The sequence below is a fragment of the Paraburkholderia sp. J12 genome (assembly GCF_905220215.1).
Taxonomy (GTDB): domain Bacteria; phylum Pseudomonadota; class Gammaproteobacteria; order Burkholderiales; family Burkholderiaceae; genus Paraburkholderia.
Map to the genome: position 1 here is coordinate 394,690 of NZ_CAJMZC010000004.1, position 15,399 is coordinate 410,088.

Annotated in this window: 17 protein-coding genes and 2 pseudogenes; 9 read left to right on the forward strand and 10 right to left on the reverse strand. The window is 64.8% G+C overall.

Translation table 11 applies throughout. The features are described 5' to 3' along the window. The first annotated feature begins 113 nt into the window (after positions 1 to 113). The 3 genes from argC to U5760_RS12885 all read left to right on the forward strand — a co-directional run bounded on the left by argC (position 114) and on the right by U5760_RS12885 (position 2,905). Positions 114 to 1,043 (forward strand): N-acetyl-gamma-glutamyl-phosphate reductase, encoded by a 930-nt coding sequence (argC, locus tag U5760_RS12875; RefSeq protein WP_322012194.1) that lies wholly within the window; start codon positions 114 to 116, stop codon positions 1,041 to 1,043. A 97-nt stretch (positions 1,044 to 1,140) separates the two neighbouring features. Next, a complete protein-coding gene (locus U5760_RS12880) occupies positions 1,141 to 1,563 on the forward strand; it encodes a hypothetical protein (RefSeq protein ID WP_322012195.1) in 423 nt (140 codons plus the stop codon). Positions 1,564 to 1,777: 214 nt separating this feature from the next. Continuing rightward, on the forward strand, positions 1,778 to 2,905 hold the full coding sequence (locus U5760_RS12885) for an aminotransferase class V-fold PLP-dependent enzyme (protein ID WP_322012269.1): 1,128 nt from the start codon (positions 1,778 to 1,780) through the stop codon (positions 2,903 to 2,905). Between the two features lie 95 nt (positions 2,906 to 3,000). On the opposite strand, the gene U5760_RS12890 is transcribed toward U5760_RS12885, so the two are convergent. Then, positions 3,001 to 3,435, reverse strand: coding sequence for an Rrf2 family transcriptional regulator (locus U5760_RS12890; protein WP_322012196.1), 435 nt, complete (start codon positions 3,433 to 3,435; stop codon positions 3,001 to 3,003). A gap of 129 nt (positions 3,436 to 3,564) precedes the next feature. Here U5760_RS12890 and U5760_RS12895 point away from each other — a divergent pair, with 129 nt between their 5' ends. Continuing rightward, positions 3,565 to 4,470 carry an NAD(P)/FAD-dependent oxidoreductase gene (locus tag U5760_RS12895; RefSeq protein WP_322012198.1) on the forward strand — a complete coding sequence of 302 codons (906 nt, stop codon included), beginning with the start codon at positions 3,565 to 3,567 and terminating at the stop codon, positions 4,468 to 4,470. Between the two features lie 45 nt (positions 4,471 to 4,515). Here the strand turns inward: U5760_RS12895 and U5760_RS12900 are convergent. Beyond that, positions 4,516 to 4,758: pseudogene (locus U5760_RS12900) on the reverse strand (polyamine ABC transporter substrate-binding protein); the annotation flags it as partial. 18 nt (positions 4,759 to 4,776) lie between these two features. Between U5760_RS12900 and U5760_RS12905 the strand changes: the two are divergent. Beyond that, entirely contained in the window at positions 4,777 to 4,908 is a 132-nt protein-coding gene (locus U5760_RS12905) for a hypothetical protein (protein WP_322012275.1), read from the forward strand. A gap of 369 nt (positions 4,909 to 5,277) precedes the next feature. Here U5760_RS12905 and U5760_RS12910 read toward each other — a convergent pair whose 3' ends face one another. Continuing rightward, positions 5,278 to 5,448 (reverse strand): hypothetical protein, encoded by a 171-nt coding sequence (locus U5760_RS12910; RefSeq protein ID WP_322012199.1) that lies wholly within the window; start codon positions 5,446 to 5,448, stop codon positions 5,278 to 5,280. Positions 5,449 to 5,827: 379 nt separating this feature from the next. Here U5760_RS12910 and U5760_RS12915 point away from each other — a divergent pair, with 379 nt between their 5' ends. Both U5760_RS12915 and U5760_RS12920 read left to right on the forward strand, forming a co-directional pair. Continuing rightward, the gene (locus U5760_RS12915; protein WP_322012200.1) at positions 5,828 to 6,517 is read left to right on the forward strand and encodes a CBS domain-containing protein; all 690 of its coding nucleotides are present in this window, start codon (positions 5,828 to 5,830) and stop codon (positions 6,515 to 6,517) included. Between the two features lie 38 nt (positions 6,518 to 6,555). Further along, entirely contained in the window at positions 6,556 to 7,374 is an 819-nt protein-coding gene (locus U5760_RS12920; protein ID WP_322012201.1) for a universal stress protein, read from the forward strand. Between the two features lie 91 nt (positions 7,375 to 7,465). Here U5760_RS12920 and U5760_RS12925 read toward each other — a convergent pair whose 3' ends face one another. The 5 genes and pseudogenes from U5760_RS12925 to U5760_RS12945 form a co-directional block, all read right to left on the reverse strand. Next, a complete protein-coding gene (locus tag U5760_RS12925) occupies positions 7,466 to 7,693 on the reverse strand; it encodes a hypothetical protein (RefSeq protein ID WP_322012202.1) in 228 nt (75 codons plus the stop codon). A gap of 108 nt (positions 7,694 to 7,801) precedes the next feature. Then, positions 7,802 to 8,590 (reverse strand): helix-turn-helix domain-containing protein, encoded by a 789-nt coding sequence (locus tag U5760_RS12930; protein WP_415914091.1) that lies wholly within the window; start codon positions 8,588 to 8,590, stop codon positions 7,802 to 7,804. Between the two features lie 13 nt (positions 8,591 to 8,603). Further along, positions 8,604 to 9,011 carry a response regulator gene (locus tag U5760_RS12935; RefSeq protein WP_322012203.1) on the reverse strand — a complete coding sequence of 136 codons (408 nt, stop codon included), beginning with the start codon at positions 9,009 to 9,011 and terminating at the stop codon, positions 8,604 to 8,606. Positions 9,012 to 9,163: 152 nt separating this feature from the next. Beyond that, on the reverse strand, positions 9,164 to 9,811 hold the full coding sequence (locus tag U5760_RS12940; protein ID WP_322012204.1) for a response regulator transcription factor: 648 nt from the start codon (positions 9,809 to 9,811) through the stop codon (positions 9,164 to 9,166). Then, a pseudogene (locus U5760_RS12945) lies at positions 9,808 to 11,013 on the reverse strand (PAS domain S-box protein); the annotation flags it as partial. The pseudogene U5760_RS12945 and the gene U5760_RS12940, both read right to left, overlap by 4 nt. Positions 11,014 to 11,510: 497 nt before the next feature. Between U5760_RS12945 and U5760_RS12950 the strand changes: the two are divergent. Beyond that, positions 11,511 to 11,960, forward strand: coding sequence for a universal stress protein (locus U5760_RS12950; RefSeq protein ID WP_322012205.1), 450 nt, complete (start codon positions 11,511 to 11,513; stop codon positions 11,958 to 11,960). A 66-nt stretch (positions 11,961 to 12,026) separates the two neighbouring features. Then, positions 12,027 to 13,064, forward strand: a complete 1,038-nt coding sequence (locus U5760_RS12955) for a zinc-dependent alcohol dehydrogenase family protein (protein WP_322012207.1) — start codon at positions 12,027 to 12,029, stop codon at positions 13,062 to 13,064. Positions 13,065 to 13,109: 45 nt separating this feature from the next. On the opposite strand, the gene U5760_RS12960 is transcribed toward U5760_RS12955, so the two are convergent. After that, positions 13,110 to 14,186, reverse strand: coding sequence for a GGDEF domain-containing protein (locus U5760_RS12960; protein ID WP_322012208.1), 1,077 nt, complete (start codon positions 14,184 to 14,186; stop codon positions 13,110 to 13,112). Positions 14,187 to 14,377: 191 nt separating this feature from the next. After that, entirely contained in the window at positions 14,378 to 15,388 is a 1,011-nt protein-coding gene (locus U5760_RS12965) for a zinc-binding alcohol dehydrogenase family protein (RefSeq protein ID WP_322012209.1), read from the reverse strand. Positions 15,389 to 15,399: the final 11 nt, after the last annotated feature.

A 15,399-nucleotide genomic window follows, 5' to 3' on the forward strand; every position in this document is an offset into this window, starting at 1 on the left:
CAGAAAAACTGAATGTTCAGGTTGTGAAATTCAACTTTCCCTATTCTAGCGGCCGATGGAACATAGGGGCTCGCTTTATCTGTTCCCACCCATATTCCGCGGAGTATTCCCCTATGAGCTCCCCCGTTGTTTTCATCGATGGCGACCAGGGCACCACCGGGCTGCAAATCCACGAGCGGCTGCGCGACCGGACCGATCTCAGGCTCTTTACGCTCGGCGCCACGGACCGCAAAGACCCGCGGCGCCGCGCCGAAGCGATCAACGCCTGCGACATCGCCATCCTCTGCTTGCCCGATGCCGCCGCGCGCGAGGCCGTGAGCGCCATCGTCAATCCTGCCGTCCGCGTTATCGACGCCAGTTCCGCCCATCGCACCCAGCCGGACTGGACCTATGGCTTTCCGGAGATGGCGCCGGGACAGGCCGCGCGCATCGCGAGCGCGCGCCGGGTCACCAATCCCGGTTGCTATCCCACCGGAGCGATTGGCCTGCTGCGCCCCCTGTCGCAGGCCGGGCTGCTGCCTGAGAGCTATCCGCTCGGCATTCACGCCGTCTCCGGCTACTCGGGACGCGGACGTGCCGGCGTGGAGGAGCACGAGGGGCAGGGGGCCGCGAATGCGCCGGCCTACCAGGTCTATGGCCTGGAGCTCGCGCACAAGCACACCCCGGAGATCCAGCAGCATGCCGGGCTCGCGCAGCGTCCTATTTTCGTTCCGGCGTATGGTGCGTTCCGCCAGGGTATCGTGCTGACGGTGCCGCTGGCGTTGCGGCTGCTGCCGTCCGGCGTGGATGGCGCGACGCTGCACGCCTGCCTGGCACGCCACTATGCCGGGGCGGCGCACGTACGCGTCTTGCCGCCGGAAGAATCGGGCGCCATGAAGCAGCTGGATCCGCAAGTGCTGAACGGCACGAACGACATGCACTTGAGCGTCTTTTCCAATGCGGAGCACGGGCATGTTCTGCTGTCCGCCGTTTTCGATAATCTGGGCAAGGGCGCATCCGGCGCCGCGGTTCAAAATCTCGACCTCATGCTCACGCAGCAATAGGCGCCGACGCTCGGCGCAGCCATGGGCATCGGCGTAGATCCGGATCTTGCGATGCTGGCCCGAGACGCTATTCTGCTCGTTACCGGAGGAGGCATAGATGGCAGAAACATGGCAATTCCAGATTCGCATCACCGTCGCACCGGAACTGGCCGATGCGTTGCGCTCGGGCGGGGACGATGAGGGGCGCGATTTGCTCGAGGCTGTTCTGCGTGAGCGCAACGCCGCGTTGAAGTGTCAGTTCGACGCGTTCGCCGACTATGTCGAAGAGGCCGAACGCGTAGGACAAGACCAGTACCCGCTGTATCAATGGACCAGGGATACGATCGGCAACCCGGAGAAGAAGGCGAAGTATCTGAAGTCGTTTACGGTGTACGTGTGCGGCGAACAGGTCTACGAACAGGAGACGGCCGACTGGCTGCATGCGCGGCTCTCGGCCCTCGTCGGCAAGGCTGGCATCGAAAGCGTGAGCCGGTTCGATACGAATCCGGCCAACAATCCGCAGCCGCCTGCGCGGAAGTGAGTTAGCGGGAGCGTTTCTCCAGGGACCGGGTGTGCTGCGTCGCACCATTGCCGCGAATCCGCTGCCGTTGCCAAATAACGCATCCGTGCCCCAGGTTTGCGGCCGCTTTCGTTAGAATCTGTCTTCGTCGAGGCAAAGCAGCCTGTTTGCATTGTTGCAGCGGCATCAAAGCGCAAATACGGCTCACAGTATTCATCTCTTATTGGAGGCGAGCGTGCCAGGTCTTCTTCCCGATGTCGACCGCGAGGGACTCCTCGAATATTCAGTGGTTTACACCGACCGCTCGATCAATCATATGTCGCAGCTCTTTCAGGGCGTCATGCGCGACATTTCCAGCGCCCTGAAAAAAGTCTACAACGCGAAGGCGGTCGCGATCGTGCCGGGCAGCGGGACGTTCGGCATGGAAGCCGTGGCCCGCCAGTTCGCGACGAACAAGAAGTGTCTGGTCATCCGCAACGGCTGGTTCAGTTTCCGCTGGTCGCAGATCTTCGACATGGGCAGCATTCCGTCCGAATCGATCGTGCTGAAGGCGCGTCCGGTCGAACCGGGAAGGCAGGCCGCGTATGCGCCGGCTCCGATCGATGAGGTGGTCGCCGCGATCAAGGAAAACAAGCCGGATCTGGTCTTCGCGCCGCATGTCGAAACCGCCTCCGGCATGATGCTGCCCGATGCGTACCTGCGTGCAGTGGCCGATGCCGTGCACGCCGTCGGCGGCATGTTCGTGCTCGATTGCATCGCCTCCGGGACGATCTGGGTCGACATGGAGGCCACCGGCGTCGACATCCTGATCAGCGCGCCGCAAAAGGGATGGAGTGCGTCGCCGTGCTGCGGGCTTGTGATGCTGAGCCCGCTTGCCCGCGAAAGAATCGACGCCACCACCAGCACGAGTTTTGCCTGCGATCTTCGCAAGTGGCTGCAGATCATGGAAGCCTACGAGAGCGGTGGGTTCGCTTATCACGCCACGATGCCCACGGATGCGCTCGCGACGCTGCGCGACGTGATCAAGGAAACCGAGGCATACGGCTTCGAGAAGGTGCGGGCAGAGCAGCTTGAACTCGGCAAGCGCATTCGCGCGCTTCTGGCCAGCAACGGCTTCAGGAGCGTGGCGGCCGAGGGGTTCGAGGCGCCGGGCGTCGTGGTCAGCTACTCGGACGACGACGGCATACGTTCCGGCAAGAAGTTCGCCGAGGCCGGCCTGCAGATCGCGCCGGGCGTGCCGCTGCAATGCGACGAGCCTGACGACTTCAAGACCTTCCGCATCGGACTGTTCGGCCTCGACAAACTGCACGACGTCGACGGCGCCGTGGCGCGATTCGCCAAGGCGCTGGACAGTATTGTCTAGATCGCCTCTGCGGGGCACGGGCGTAGGGCGCGGCCCCGCATTACGGGCACAGGCGCATCGGCAGGCGTTTCGTCAGGCTACGGCAACCACGGCCGTCACGAATGCATGCTGCGCCCCTTTCGCCGGATTTCACGTGCAAGGTCGCCCACCGTGACCTTGGCGAATTTCGCCAGCAGAGCCTTTTCGGCCTCCCTCACCGTTGCCGACAGGTGCGCGTTCACGGCCTGCTCGACAAGGCACTGAGGATCGTCCTCGCTGACGAGATCCGAGAACAGGGCCGGTTCGCCCGCGTGGCGATACACGTCCAGCAGCGTGATCTCGTCGAGCGCCACGCTGAGCACCCATCCGCCGCCGTGCCCTTTTTCCGACTGGACATAACCGCCTTCACGCAGGCCGGCGAGCAGTCGGCGCACGACCACGGGGTTCGTGCGCAGCATCTCGGCGATGGCCTCCGACGTCATTGGCTCGTCGGCATGCTCCATATGCAGCAGTGCGTGCAGCACGCGGGACAAGCGGCTATCCGTTCTCATCGGACCTGATCTCACGAAACAATTGAAGTTGCATGAATGATACCATTCGCCCTATCATGTAACTGTAAATGTTGCGTGATAGGGTGAACGTCGCGCCGCATATCCCGTGAATCGACTGGAACAACACCTATGGAAGACCAATACGACGTCGTGATCGTTGGGGGAAGTTTTGCCGGCCTGTCTGCCGCGATGCAGCTCGCGCGCGCCCGGCGCCGCGTTCAGGTGATCGACGGCGGTTCGCCGCGCAATCGCTTCGCATCGCACGCGCAGGGTTTCTTCGGTCAGGACGGCGTGCCGCCGTCCCGGATCGTTGCCGAAGCTACCGACCAATTGCTCAAGTACCCCACAGTGACGGTTGTGAAGGGGCACGCGCGCAAAGCCTATGGCGAGTGGGGGAGCTTCCATGTCGAACTCGCCGATGGTTCGCGCAGCCGGGCTAGCCGGCTCGTGCTCGCCACCGGGGTTCGCGACACGCTGCCCGCCGTTCCGGGGCTGGACGCCCGCTGGGGCATTAGTGTGCTGCATTGCCCGTACTGTCATGGATACGAAGTGCAGGACCGGCGGCTTGGCGTGCTTGCCACGCATGCTCACTCCGTTCACCAGGCGTTGCTGATTCCCGATTGGGGGCCGACGACGTGGTTCACGCAGGGCGTCGCCGAACCCAGCGCGGACGAAGCGGTGTTGCTTCGCGAGCGGGGAGTCGTCATCGAACGCACGCCCGTCGCGGAAGTACTCGGCGAGGCTCCGGGCATCGATGCCCTTCGTCTCGTTGACGGGCGAACCGTCCCGGTCGATGCGCTTTTCATCGGAACGCGGACCGAGCTCGCCAGCGATCTGGCCGATCAGCTCGGTTGCGCGGTCGACGAAAGCCCCTTCGGCCGAGTGGTTCGCGTGGGCGACTGGAAGGAGACGAGCGTGCGCGGCGTCTATGCGGCAGGCGATGCATCGTCCGCCATGACGAATGCGACGTTTGCATCGGCTTCCGGCGTGGCGGCGGGTGTCGGTGCGCACCGGTCGCTGATCTTCGCAACCTGAGCGTTGCCATACGTCAATACGTCCAATACGCCCGCGCCCCTGCGCCTAGCCTCCCGATTTCAACTGCGTCCACAACCGGCTTTCGAGCCGCTTGATCGGCGCCGACAACTGCTTGAGCAGGAAGAGCGTTTTCAGTACCGACTCGGGCGGATAAACGGTCGGATCGTTCAGAATCTCGGCGCGCACGAACTGCCGCGCGGCGGCGTCGGCGTTGGGGTAGAACACTTCGTTGGTGATGGCCGCATGCACTTCGGGGCGCTCGATATAGTTGATCCACTCGAGCGCGGCCTGCGGATGCGGCGGGCCATGACGGTGAACGATCCGCGCTTTCTGGTGGCGGCGGCCGGGCAGAAAGTGGGCATTGCCATGGTGTCGCGCCTCACCGCCGGCGAGGCATTGACGTGCGGGCGCGTGGAAGTCTTGCCGCTGGTGCCGTGATTCGCGCTCGCGCCGCTGTGGTTGATGCGTGCGGCGCAGCCGGCGCGCTCCGCGGCCGTGGATGCGGTTTATGCGTGGATGATGGGGCTGTGCCGGAGCAGGGGATGAGGGCGGCGCGGGGCGCGCATGCGGCGTGTCTGGCGAAAAGTGGCGGCGCTCATCGCGCGCTAACAATCGGCCGATACGCTCTCCGGTATGGAACGGATTTCACCGGAAAACAGCGGCGTGACATCGACTCGGAAAGCAAAGGCGAATACGGCGGGCGTATGGCGGCCGCTTCGCGTGCGTCACCGGCTGCGCCGCGCAATACGCTGGCTGATCTGGGCCAGCGTCCTGGTCGCGCAAGCGTGTTCCACTCGCGAAGCGCGATCAATGGACGTGAATGACTCCACCGATACCGACGCTAACCGGCGGTGCCGCGTAATAGCCGGGGGCATAGCCATAGTAGTAGCCCGGTGCAGGCGCATACCCATAAGGCGGCGCGACGATACAACCGCACAGGCCGCTAATGAGGGAGAAGACGAGAAGAGTTCGGATCATCGAATTGTGTCCAGCCAGCGCGTAATGTAGAAAACGTAAAAGCCGTAAAAGCGCGCCCGCACTGCGACGCGGGCGGCCCCGTACCGTTATCCAGCAAGATGGTTCCAGTTTAGTGGACGAATTCCGGCGTTGGGTTTCGCCGGCGTTTACAGGTGTAACGTGTTGTGACTGCGGTGTTGCCGGCGCATTCCGCCTGCGATTCGCAGGCTTTCAAAGGGTCGCGAACCGACATCCGCAGTCAAAGTAGGGATGGATGCATAGCGAAGCCTGCGAACGCGTTTCGCCCCACGCCTCTTGATTGACCAACATCAATATCGGCCGCCCCGCGAAGCCTACATTGGGGAACGTCAAGGTGTTGGTCTCTATCCGGAGGAAACTCATGCAAGTCTCGGACATCATGACGACCGAGGTCGTCACCGTACTTCCCACCGCAACCGTTTTCGAGGCCGCGGCGCTGATGGTCAAACATCACGTCAGCGGGCTGCCGGTCGTCGACGAAGACGGCAACATCGTCGGACTCCTGAGCGAGAGCGATCTGCTGCACCGCGTGGAGACGGGCACAGGCAAGCCGCAGCGCTCGTGGTTCGGCGAATTCGTGCATTCCAACCGCAAGCTCGCGACGCAATACCTGAAGGAACACGCGTCGAAGGTCGGCGACATCATGACGGAGAATGTCGTTTGCGTGCTGCCCACCGCGTCGCTGGCCGAAGTCGCGGACACGCTGGAGCGCCATCGCATCAAGCGCGTGCCCGTGACCACCGACGGCAAGCTGCTAGGCATCGTGAGCCGCTCGAACCTGGTGAGCGCGCTCGCGCGCGCGGCGCAGCCCGGCCCGGAGGCGATCGCCGCCGACGAAGCGATACGCGAGAGCGTATTGCACGAACTCGATGGCCGCCGCTGGGCGCTGTCGATGCAAAACGTCGTCGTGAAGGATGGCGTGGTGCATCTGTGGGGCCTCGTGAATTCCGAGGAAGAGCGCAAGGCCATACGGGTGTGCGCCGAGCGTGTCGCCGGCGTGAAGGGGATCGAGGATCATCTCGGCTATCCCACTTATTTCGCGCCGATGTAAAGCGGAGGACGCTCGGGTGTCGCGCCAGGAGTCGAAAAATGGGGCGTTGGGCTGATCGATCGACAACTACGCCAGTCGTCGCACCGTACTCGCGCATCTTTTTCTTTCTGACCGGCCGCGAATCCGTCGCTGCGCTGCTCGGCTGCGTGGCCGGCTGGGCGCGGCCGGCTGCGCGCATCCATATTGCCGGGCTGAGTGGCGCGTCGTCGTTGTCGCAAAGGATCGTGATGACGGCAACCGTCGATGCCGCCTGCGCAACGCTCGAACGCAATGGATTCGAGGTGAAAAAAGAGTTCGTCGAAGCGAATCCGGCAATGGGGCCTACCACAGCGCTGGCGCATGCTGCGCGCACGTCACTCGCCGAACTGTTGATCGGCACACCGCCCGATCCGGCGGCGCTCGCTGGCGCCGCGGATTGTCCCGTGCTCGTGGTCCCCATGCCTCTGGTCCGCAACTGCCGGATACCGCCGCAACGTATCTTCGTGGCGAGCGACGGGAGCGCGACGTCCGCCCGCGCAGTTCGCGAGGCCGCGCGAATTGCCGCCGCGCCGGGAGCGGAGATCCGGGTGGGTTATCTGGCATGCGACCCGGCGTCCGCCCGGCATCCCGCAGGCTTGAGCGCGGTGGTTCTCCCGACACGCCGCGAAGGCGAGGATGCCTCGCAAGCTATTGCCGTAGCAGCCCGGCATTGGCGTACCGACCTCGTGGTGTTGGGAGCCGCCGGAAACCCTCGCGATACAGGGAAACACGATGCCTGTCTCGCCACCGATGTGGTGCAACGCACGGCGTTGCCGCTGCTCCTCGTGCCACAAACCTCGCCATGGCCGGATCACGCGGCGTGGAGGGGGCTGCATTGAATTGATATGTGTCAGCGGTCACCGTCTGAAGATCCGTATGCTGAAGTGAGCCGAAGCCATCACGCAACAGACGGAGAACATCGCCATGACATTAAGGGGTACTGTCGATTCTGGAAGATGGCGGGTCGAGGCGATGACCTCGCCCGCGCCACACGGCGGGTTCGCCTGCCGGATCAGCATTACGCAGAGCGCGCCGGAACAGGAGTTTGGCCATTCCTTCGCTCACTACCGAACCTTCGAAACCGAAGCCGCTGCGTTGCTGGACGGTTTGCGAGCGGGCATCAAATGGATCGAGCTCAGGAATGACCAGGTTTTTCATTACTGACACGCATTGAAGCCGAGGCCGCACGTGCGAGCGAAGAGAGCACACCGGCACGGCGCGGGCTCGCTTGCCGTCAGGCAGGAAGCTGGCCTCCAGCCTCGCGCTTCACACGCGCTCGAGACGCGCCACGTCGACGATGCGGATCTGCTTGCCGCTCGGCTCGACGAGCCCTTCGCGATGAAAGCGCGAGAACATGCGGCTCACGGTTTCGAGCTTCATGCCGAGAAAACAGCCGATTTCTTCGCGGCTCATCTTCAGGTTGAACTGCGTGCCGGAGTAGCCGCGCGCCTTGAAGCGGGCAGCCAGATCGAGCAGAAAGGCGGCGAGGCGCTGCTCCGCGTTCATCGTGCCCAGCAGCATCATGAGGCTCGATTCGCGCACGATCTCGCCGCTCATCAAGCGATAGAGATGGTGCTGCATGCGGCGGCTCTCGCGGCACATCGATTCGAACTGGCCGAACGGAATGACGCAGACCGTGCTGTCTTCGAGCGCGATGGCTTCGCAGCTGTGCGTGCCCGAGCACACGCCGTCCAGCCCCAGCGGTTCGCCGGGAATCGGGAAACCGGTAATCTGCTCGCGGCCGTCGCGATGCATGACGACGGTCTTGAAGGCGCCGGTGCGCACGGCATAGAGGCTCTGGAAAGCATCGCGCGCGCGAAACAGCGCTTCGCCGCGACGCACGTGGCGGGTCGTATGGACGACAGCGTCGAGCCGCTGGAGCTCGGCGGCGTCGAGGTCGGAGGGCATGCAGACCGCGCGCAGCGAGCAGGACGAGCAGCGCGTGGCGGCACGGCGCGGCGTATCCTCGCGGACCGCCGAATGCAGCGGTCCGCGAAGACGCTGCATGGGCGAGGGCGCCGGCAGGGAGGAATCGCACACGGGATTGGCGTACATGGTCATCTCCGGTTCAACGCGCGGCACTCGCGCGATCTTTCACAAGTGCTTCAATGGTGTGACAGGCAGCCGCGAATTCCGCGGTCTTGTCGAAGAAGAAGCCGGCGCCGGCGCGCTCGCAGGCGGCCCGGAACGGCGCACCGGTGTGGTTCGTCAGCACGACCGTGACGAGCGACGGCTGCTCGCGCGAGAGCTGGGCGATGAGATCGATGCCGCTGCTCGCAGTGAGCCGCAGATCGACGACGGCGACATCCGCTCCGCTAGACGCGATCTGCGCCAGCGCGGTGGCCGTATCTTCGGCCTCGCCCACCACGACCACGTCCGGAATGGCGCAGAGCGCCTCGGCGATTCTTCGCCGGACCGGCGACGCATCTTCCACGAGGAACACGTGCAGCTTCGGCGGGGTCGGGTGGGTTTCCATGCCGCCAGTATCGGCTGCGCCAGCTCGAAAGGAAATCGGCGCTGGTGGAATCTGGCGTACGCGGGAAGGAAGTCGTGTAGGGCGATTCCTACAAGCGTGCGACGCGGTGTCGCGGCATGAACGGCACGCGTGGCACGGGCCGTGCCGCTCGATCAGGGTTCGTCCTGATCGTCCAGCAGCTTGTGGCGCACGGCGTAGCGCACGAGGGCGGCCTCGTGCGGCATCTGCATTTTTTCGAGAATGCGAACCTTGTAGGTGCTCACGGTTTTGGCGCTCACGCAGAGCGACTGTGCGATCTCGCCAATCGTCTCGCCCGCGGCAATGCGCCGGAAGACCTCGAACTCGCGGTCCGAGAGCCGCTGGTGCGGCAGCGTGTCGGCGGGTTCGTTCAGGCTTTGCGCGAAGCGCTCGGCCATGGCCATGCTCACGTATACGCCGCCGGACGCGACCTTCGTCACCGCGCTCACGAGTTCGGCGCTTGCGCTTTCTTTCGTGAGGTAGCCGCAGGCGCCTGCCTTGAACGCCCGCACGGCATATTGCTGTTCGGCGTGCATGGTCAGCACGAGAATGCGCAACCCGGGGTTTTCTTCCTTGATCTGCTTGATGAGATCCACGCCGCTGCGGCCCGGCATCGAGAGATCGAGCACCAGCACCCTGGCGCTGCGTTCGCGCACGAGCGCAAGGGTGGTGGCCGCATCCCAGCCTTCGCCCACGATTTCGAAATCGTGGGCGCTTTCGAGGATGCGGCGCAGACCGTCACGCACCAGCGTATGGTCGTCGGCGATGATCACCTGGATCATGAGGCGGCCTCTTCGGATTGGAGAGCGTCGAGTTCGAACGTGAGGCAAATGGCAAAACCTTCGCCCGGCGCGGTGTCGATATCGACAGTGCCGTTGAGCATATGCGCGCGCTCGCGAATGCCAAGCAGACCGAATGATTTGTCGTGGCGGGTGCGATGCGGCGCGCCGCCCGGATCGTGCTCCGTGCCGCGGCCATTGTCGACGATGCGCAGCGTGCATTGCTGCCGCGCCACTTCGAGCGTCAGCACGACTACGCTGGCCTCGGCGTGACGCGCAACGTTCGTGAGCGCTTCCTGGACGATGCGAAAGAGCGTGGAGGCCGCCGTGTTCGAAAACGTCGTATTGCCGGTGTGGATCTGGCGTTGCACGGCGATGCCGTAGCGGCTCGTGAAGTCGTTGGCGAGCCATTCGATCGCCGGCACGAGACCCAGGTCGTCCAGCATGACCGGGCGCAGATCGGCAGCGATGCGCCGTACGGCCCGCACGGTCGAATCGATCAGCTTGCTCATGCCCTCGATGCGGGTGGCGAGATCCGGAGTCAGGTTGCCCTTGAGCCGTTGCTCGAGCGTCGAAAGATCGATCTTGAGGGCCGTGAGCTGCTGGCCGAGGTCGTCGTGCAGTTCGCGCGCGATACGGGTTTTTTCGGCCTCGCGCACGTTTTGCAGGTTGGCCGAGAGTTCGCGCAGTTCCTCGCGCGAGCGCTTGAGCGAGTTCTCCGCGCGCAGCCGCTCGGTAATGTCGCGCAGCATGACCGTGTAGAGCTTGCCGGAGAGGTCGCGGATCTGCGAAATCGACGCCTCGATCGGAAACTCCTCGCCATTGGCGCGCAATCCGTAGAGAACGCGTTGCTGATGGCCCATCTGGCGCTCGGTGACGCCCGTCGCGCCGAACTGGTCGACGTGCCGTTCGTGAGCCGCCCGAAAACGCTCGGGAATGAAGCGCGCCAGGGGTGAACCGATCGCTTCGGCGGCGCAAAGGCCGAACACGAACTCCGCCGCCGGATTGAAGATCACGACCCGTTGTGCTTCGTCGACCGTGATGATCGCCTCCATGGACGAACGGATGATGCCCATCATGCGCGCGTCGTTCAGGTGCGCATCGCCATCGGCGGGGGCTGGAGCGGCACGCGGGCGGGCAAGACGAAATGCGAATACGGCACACAGACCAGCAACGAGCGCGCCCACCAGAAGGATGGCCGCGGCGCAGGTGCTGCGTTGCGCAAAACGCTGCTCCGCGACGGCTTGCCACTGCTGATCGACGAACCCGGCAACCGCGCCCGCCATCGCGAAAGCCAGGACGAACGCAAGCGCGGCGGCCAAAGCCGGCCGGCCGATCAGGCTTGCGCGTGCCGATGCCGCCGCGGGCGCGGCGCGCCTGTGCGGATCAGCGCCTGAACGCATGGGCCGGGTCCAGGGCGAAATGCTTGCGCGGGAAGGGGGCGTAAGTCATTCGAGCGTGAAATGGAGGCTTTGATGAAGGGAATCCGTCGTGCGATGTCACGCGGGCCGCTTATCCCGATTTTACGTGGTGTGCGATCGGTTGGAGCGAGAAAGGTGAAGGGGCGCACAGCACGATGGTACCGATCTACTCGGTGGCTCGCATTCTCTTGACGCAAATCAATAGCCCGATGCCGCGAGATCCGATGATGGGCATAGGGCAACGCGATGCGTGACGGGCATCCCGGACGAGGAGGCAGAGCATGTACGAGAGGATTCTCATAGCGTTCGACGGCAGCGACACCGCGAAACAGGCACTCGGCGAGGCGCTGCGACTCGCGCGTTTGACGGGCGGGCACGTTTGCGCGGTGCATGTGACCGATATCGTGGCGCCGCTCGGCCTGGGGCTGGTCTACGTTCCTGCCGACCTGATCGAGGCGTACCAGGACGAAGCCAGAAAGCAGCTCGAGGCGGTGCACTCCGAAGCCAGGGCGGCGGGCGTGAACTGCGAGACCCAGCTGCTGACGCTCGAAACCATCAATGACAGCGTGGCAGAGTGCCTGCAGCGGTGCGCCACGCGCTATGGAGCGCAGCTCGTCGTGCTCGGCACGCATGGGCGGCGCGGCGTCAGGCGTGCGTTCCTCGGGAGCGTGGCGGAGGCGTTCGTTCGCGAATCGGAATGCCCGGTGCTGCTCGTGAGGGGGCAATCATGACTGTCGGCGCGGCCGCGCGCACTGGCATGGCATGCCAGCCTTATTTCGAATGCCAATGGAGAAAACATGAAAGCACTGGTCTATAACGGCCCGGGCCGGTTTGCCGTCGAAACGCGCCCGATGCCCGAATTGCGCGAGCCCGGCGACGCCATCGTCAAGATTTCGAAGACGACGATCTGCGGCACCGATCTGCACATCCTCAAGGGCGACGTGCCGACCTGCACGCCGGGCCGCGTTCTCGGACACGAAGGTGTAGGCGTGGTCCACGAGATCGGCAGCGGCGTGACGGGCCTCAAGGCCGGCGATCGCGTGCTGGTGTCGTGCATTTCGAGCTGCGGCCAATGCGAATACTGCCGCCGCGGCATGTATTCGCACTGCAAGACAGGGGGCTGGATTCTCGGCAACCGCATCGACGGCACCCAGGCCGAGTTCGTGCGCATTCCCCATGCGCAGACGAGCCTTTACCGGATTCCCGACGGCCTCGACGAGGCAGCGCTCGTGATGCTCTCGGACATTCTGCCGACCGGTTTCGAGTGCGGTGTGCTCAACGGCAAGGTGCAGCCCGGCAGCACGGTCGCAATCGTCGGCTCGGGGCCGATCGGGCTGGCCGCGCTTTTGACGGCGCAGTTCTATTCGCCCGCGCAGATCATCATGATCGACAGGGACGCCAACCGGCTGGAGTGCGCAAAGCATTTCGGCGCGACCGCGTGTATCGACCCGTGCGCGGGCAATCCCGTCGAGGCGGTGATGAAGCTCACGGAAGGCGTGGGCGTGGACTGCGCCATCGAGGCGGTGGGCGTGCCCGCGACGTTCGAACTGTGCCAGCAACTGGTGGCGCCGGGCGGCGTGGTCGCCAACGTCGGCGTGCATGGCGAGAAGGCGTCGCTCTTCCTCGACAAGCTCTGGGACCGCAACGTGTCGATCACGACGCGCCTCGTCGATACCGTCAGCACGCCGATGCTGCTCAAGACCGTGTGTGCGGGGCGCATCGATCCGGGCCGCCTGATCACGCACCGGTTTGCGTTCGCCGACGTGCTCGATGCGTATGCAACGTTCTCGCATGCGGCCAGCACGCAGGCCCTGAAGGTCATCATCGAAATGTGACGCGGCACGCCGCCGGTGCGTGGCTTTCCGGAGGAGCGCCCGTTATCACACGACGCCCGGCAACACCCCCGCCATATCGGCGAATTCGGTCTTGCCCATGCCGCGCGATTTGGCCCGGTACATCGCGCTGTCGACGGCGCGCATCAAGGTCCGCGCGTCGAGAAAACGGCCGGCCGCGCCGTCCGTCAGCAGGCATACGCCGATGCTGCACGAAACGGCCACCGGATAGCCGCCGACGCTGCGCAGGTTGGCGAGAATCGCGTGAATGCTGTCGGCGATGGCGAGCGCGTCCTGCCGGTCGTAGACGTGACGCGCGAGCACCACGAACTCGTCGCCGCCCAGGCGGGCAAGCGTGTCGCCGCGGCGCATCCGGCGCACCAGCGCCGTGGCGAAACTGCACAGCAGTTCGTCGCCGACCGCATGGCCAAACGAGTCGTTGACCGCCTTGAAGCCGTCGAGGTCGACGAGCAGCATGGCGGTGCGATCCGCCTCGGCGCCGCGCGCAAGGAGGGTGCGGCCGATGGCCTGTTCGAGCCGCACGCGGTTGTAAAGTCCCGTAAGTGGATCGGTCGAAGCCTGTCGTTCGAGCCGGTAGACGAGCACCGCCAGATAAAGCGACGTTGTCACCACGCTGAACGTGACGCCGAGGGCGGCGCTCACGTTGGCACGCCACCACGGCTGCCAGTGCATCAGCGCGAGGAGGCCGGCTACCGCGACGCCGCAGGACAGCGCCAGCATGCGCTGGCCATACCGGCAGCCGGCGCCGACCAGAAACCAGAAAACGACCCACAGGAGCGGCAGCGCGGGCGCGCCGCCCACTGCGAGCGCCGCGATCACGATGCCCTGGTCGGCGAACGTGGTGATCGCGAGGCGCACGCGCGAGCGCTTCGGTGAAACCGTCAAGACAATGTAAGTGACGACGCCGAATGCCACGTAAGCGAGGACCGCGAGGAGCGTCGCGTAGACCCCGGCGGAGGGGTAGACCGAACTGGCAAGCAGATAGCCGAGCAGCACGACCGAACCGAGCGAGATGCGCAGTACCGCCTGTTCCTTCTCCGGATCCTTCGGCAATGCGCGCAGAAGCGCGTTCCCGGGCGAGGAATGCGTATCCGACTCGCTCATGGCTTCTACCCTCGACTCAATGTTCAGACTTTATCGAGCGGTAGTGTAACGCGGTATCAACGACGTCAAGACGTTGTGCCGGCAAAATCCGGCGTGCTCCTCGGGCCGGGCCGCGCAACGAGCCTGCCCCGGTGCAGCGGGTTCGGGCCTTGCGCCGCGGTCGACTCCACGCATGGCCGCGAGGCAGGGGTTCAGTGCCAGCCTTCGATGACGATTTTGCCGCCCGCTTTGCCGCTTTCGACGAGGGCGTGCGCCTCGCGCAGCGTGTCGGCGCAGATCGGTGACAGCCGCTTCGCGGGCGAGCTGACGATGCGGCCGGCGTCGATAAGGCGCGCCACCTCTTCCAGCAGTTTGTGCTGCTCGATCATGTCGACGGTCTGGAACATCGACCGCCCGAACATGAATTCCCAGTTGGCCGACAGCATTTTCGGCTTCAGCGAGACGATGTCGAGCTGGGCCGGGTCGTCGATGAACGCGATGCGTCCCTGAGCCGCGATCAGTCTTACGATTTCGTCGAGATGCTGGTCGGTGTGCGTGGTCGAAAACACGAACCCTGGAGGGGCGATGCCGAGCCCGGCCACGGCTTCGTCGAGGGGTTGGCGATAATCGACGACGTGATCGGCACCCAGCGCCCGCACGGCTTCGCCGCCCTCGGGCAGCGCGGCGGTCCCGACGATCGTGAGTTCCGTGAGCTGTTTGGCGAGCTGGATCGCAATCGAGCCCACGCCGCCGCTGCCGACGATCAGGATGCCGTTCGCGCCCGGCACCGGGCGACTCACATCGAGCCTCGAAAACAGCGCTTCCCACGCGGTGATCGCGGTGAGCGGCACTGCCGCGGCGGCGGCCCAGTCGAGCGACTCCGGCTTGCGCCCGACGAGGCGTTCGTCGATTGCGTGCCATTCCGAGTTGGTCCCGGGCCGCGTGATGTCGCCGGCATAAAACACCTCGTCGCCGGGCTTGAAGAGGGTGACGTCGGAGCCGACCGTTTCCACGACGCCGGCCGCATCGAAGCCGAGCACGCGGGCACTTCCGCCGGCGGGCGTCGAGGCGGCGCGCACCTTCGTGTCGACAGGATTGACCGAGACGGCATGCACGCGAACGATCAGATCGCGCGGACCGGCAACGGGCGTGGGGAGGTCGAGATCGACGAGCGCATCGGGCCGGTCGATCGGACCTGCTGCATGGTAGCCAACTGCTTTCATGGTGATCTCCT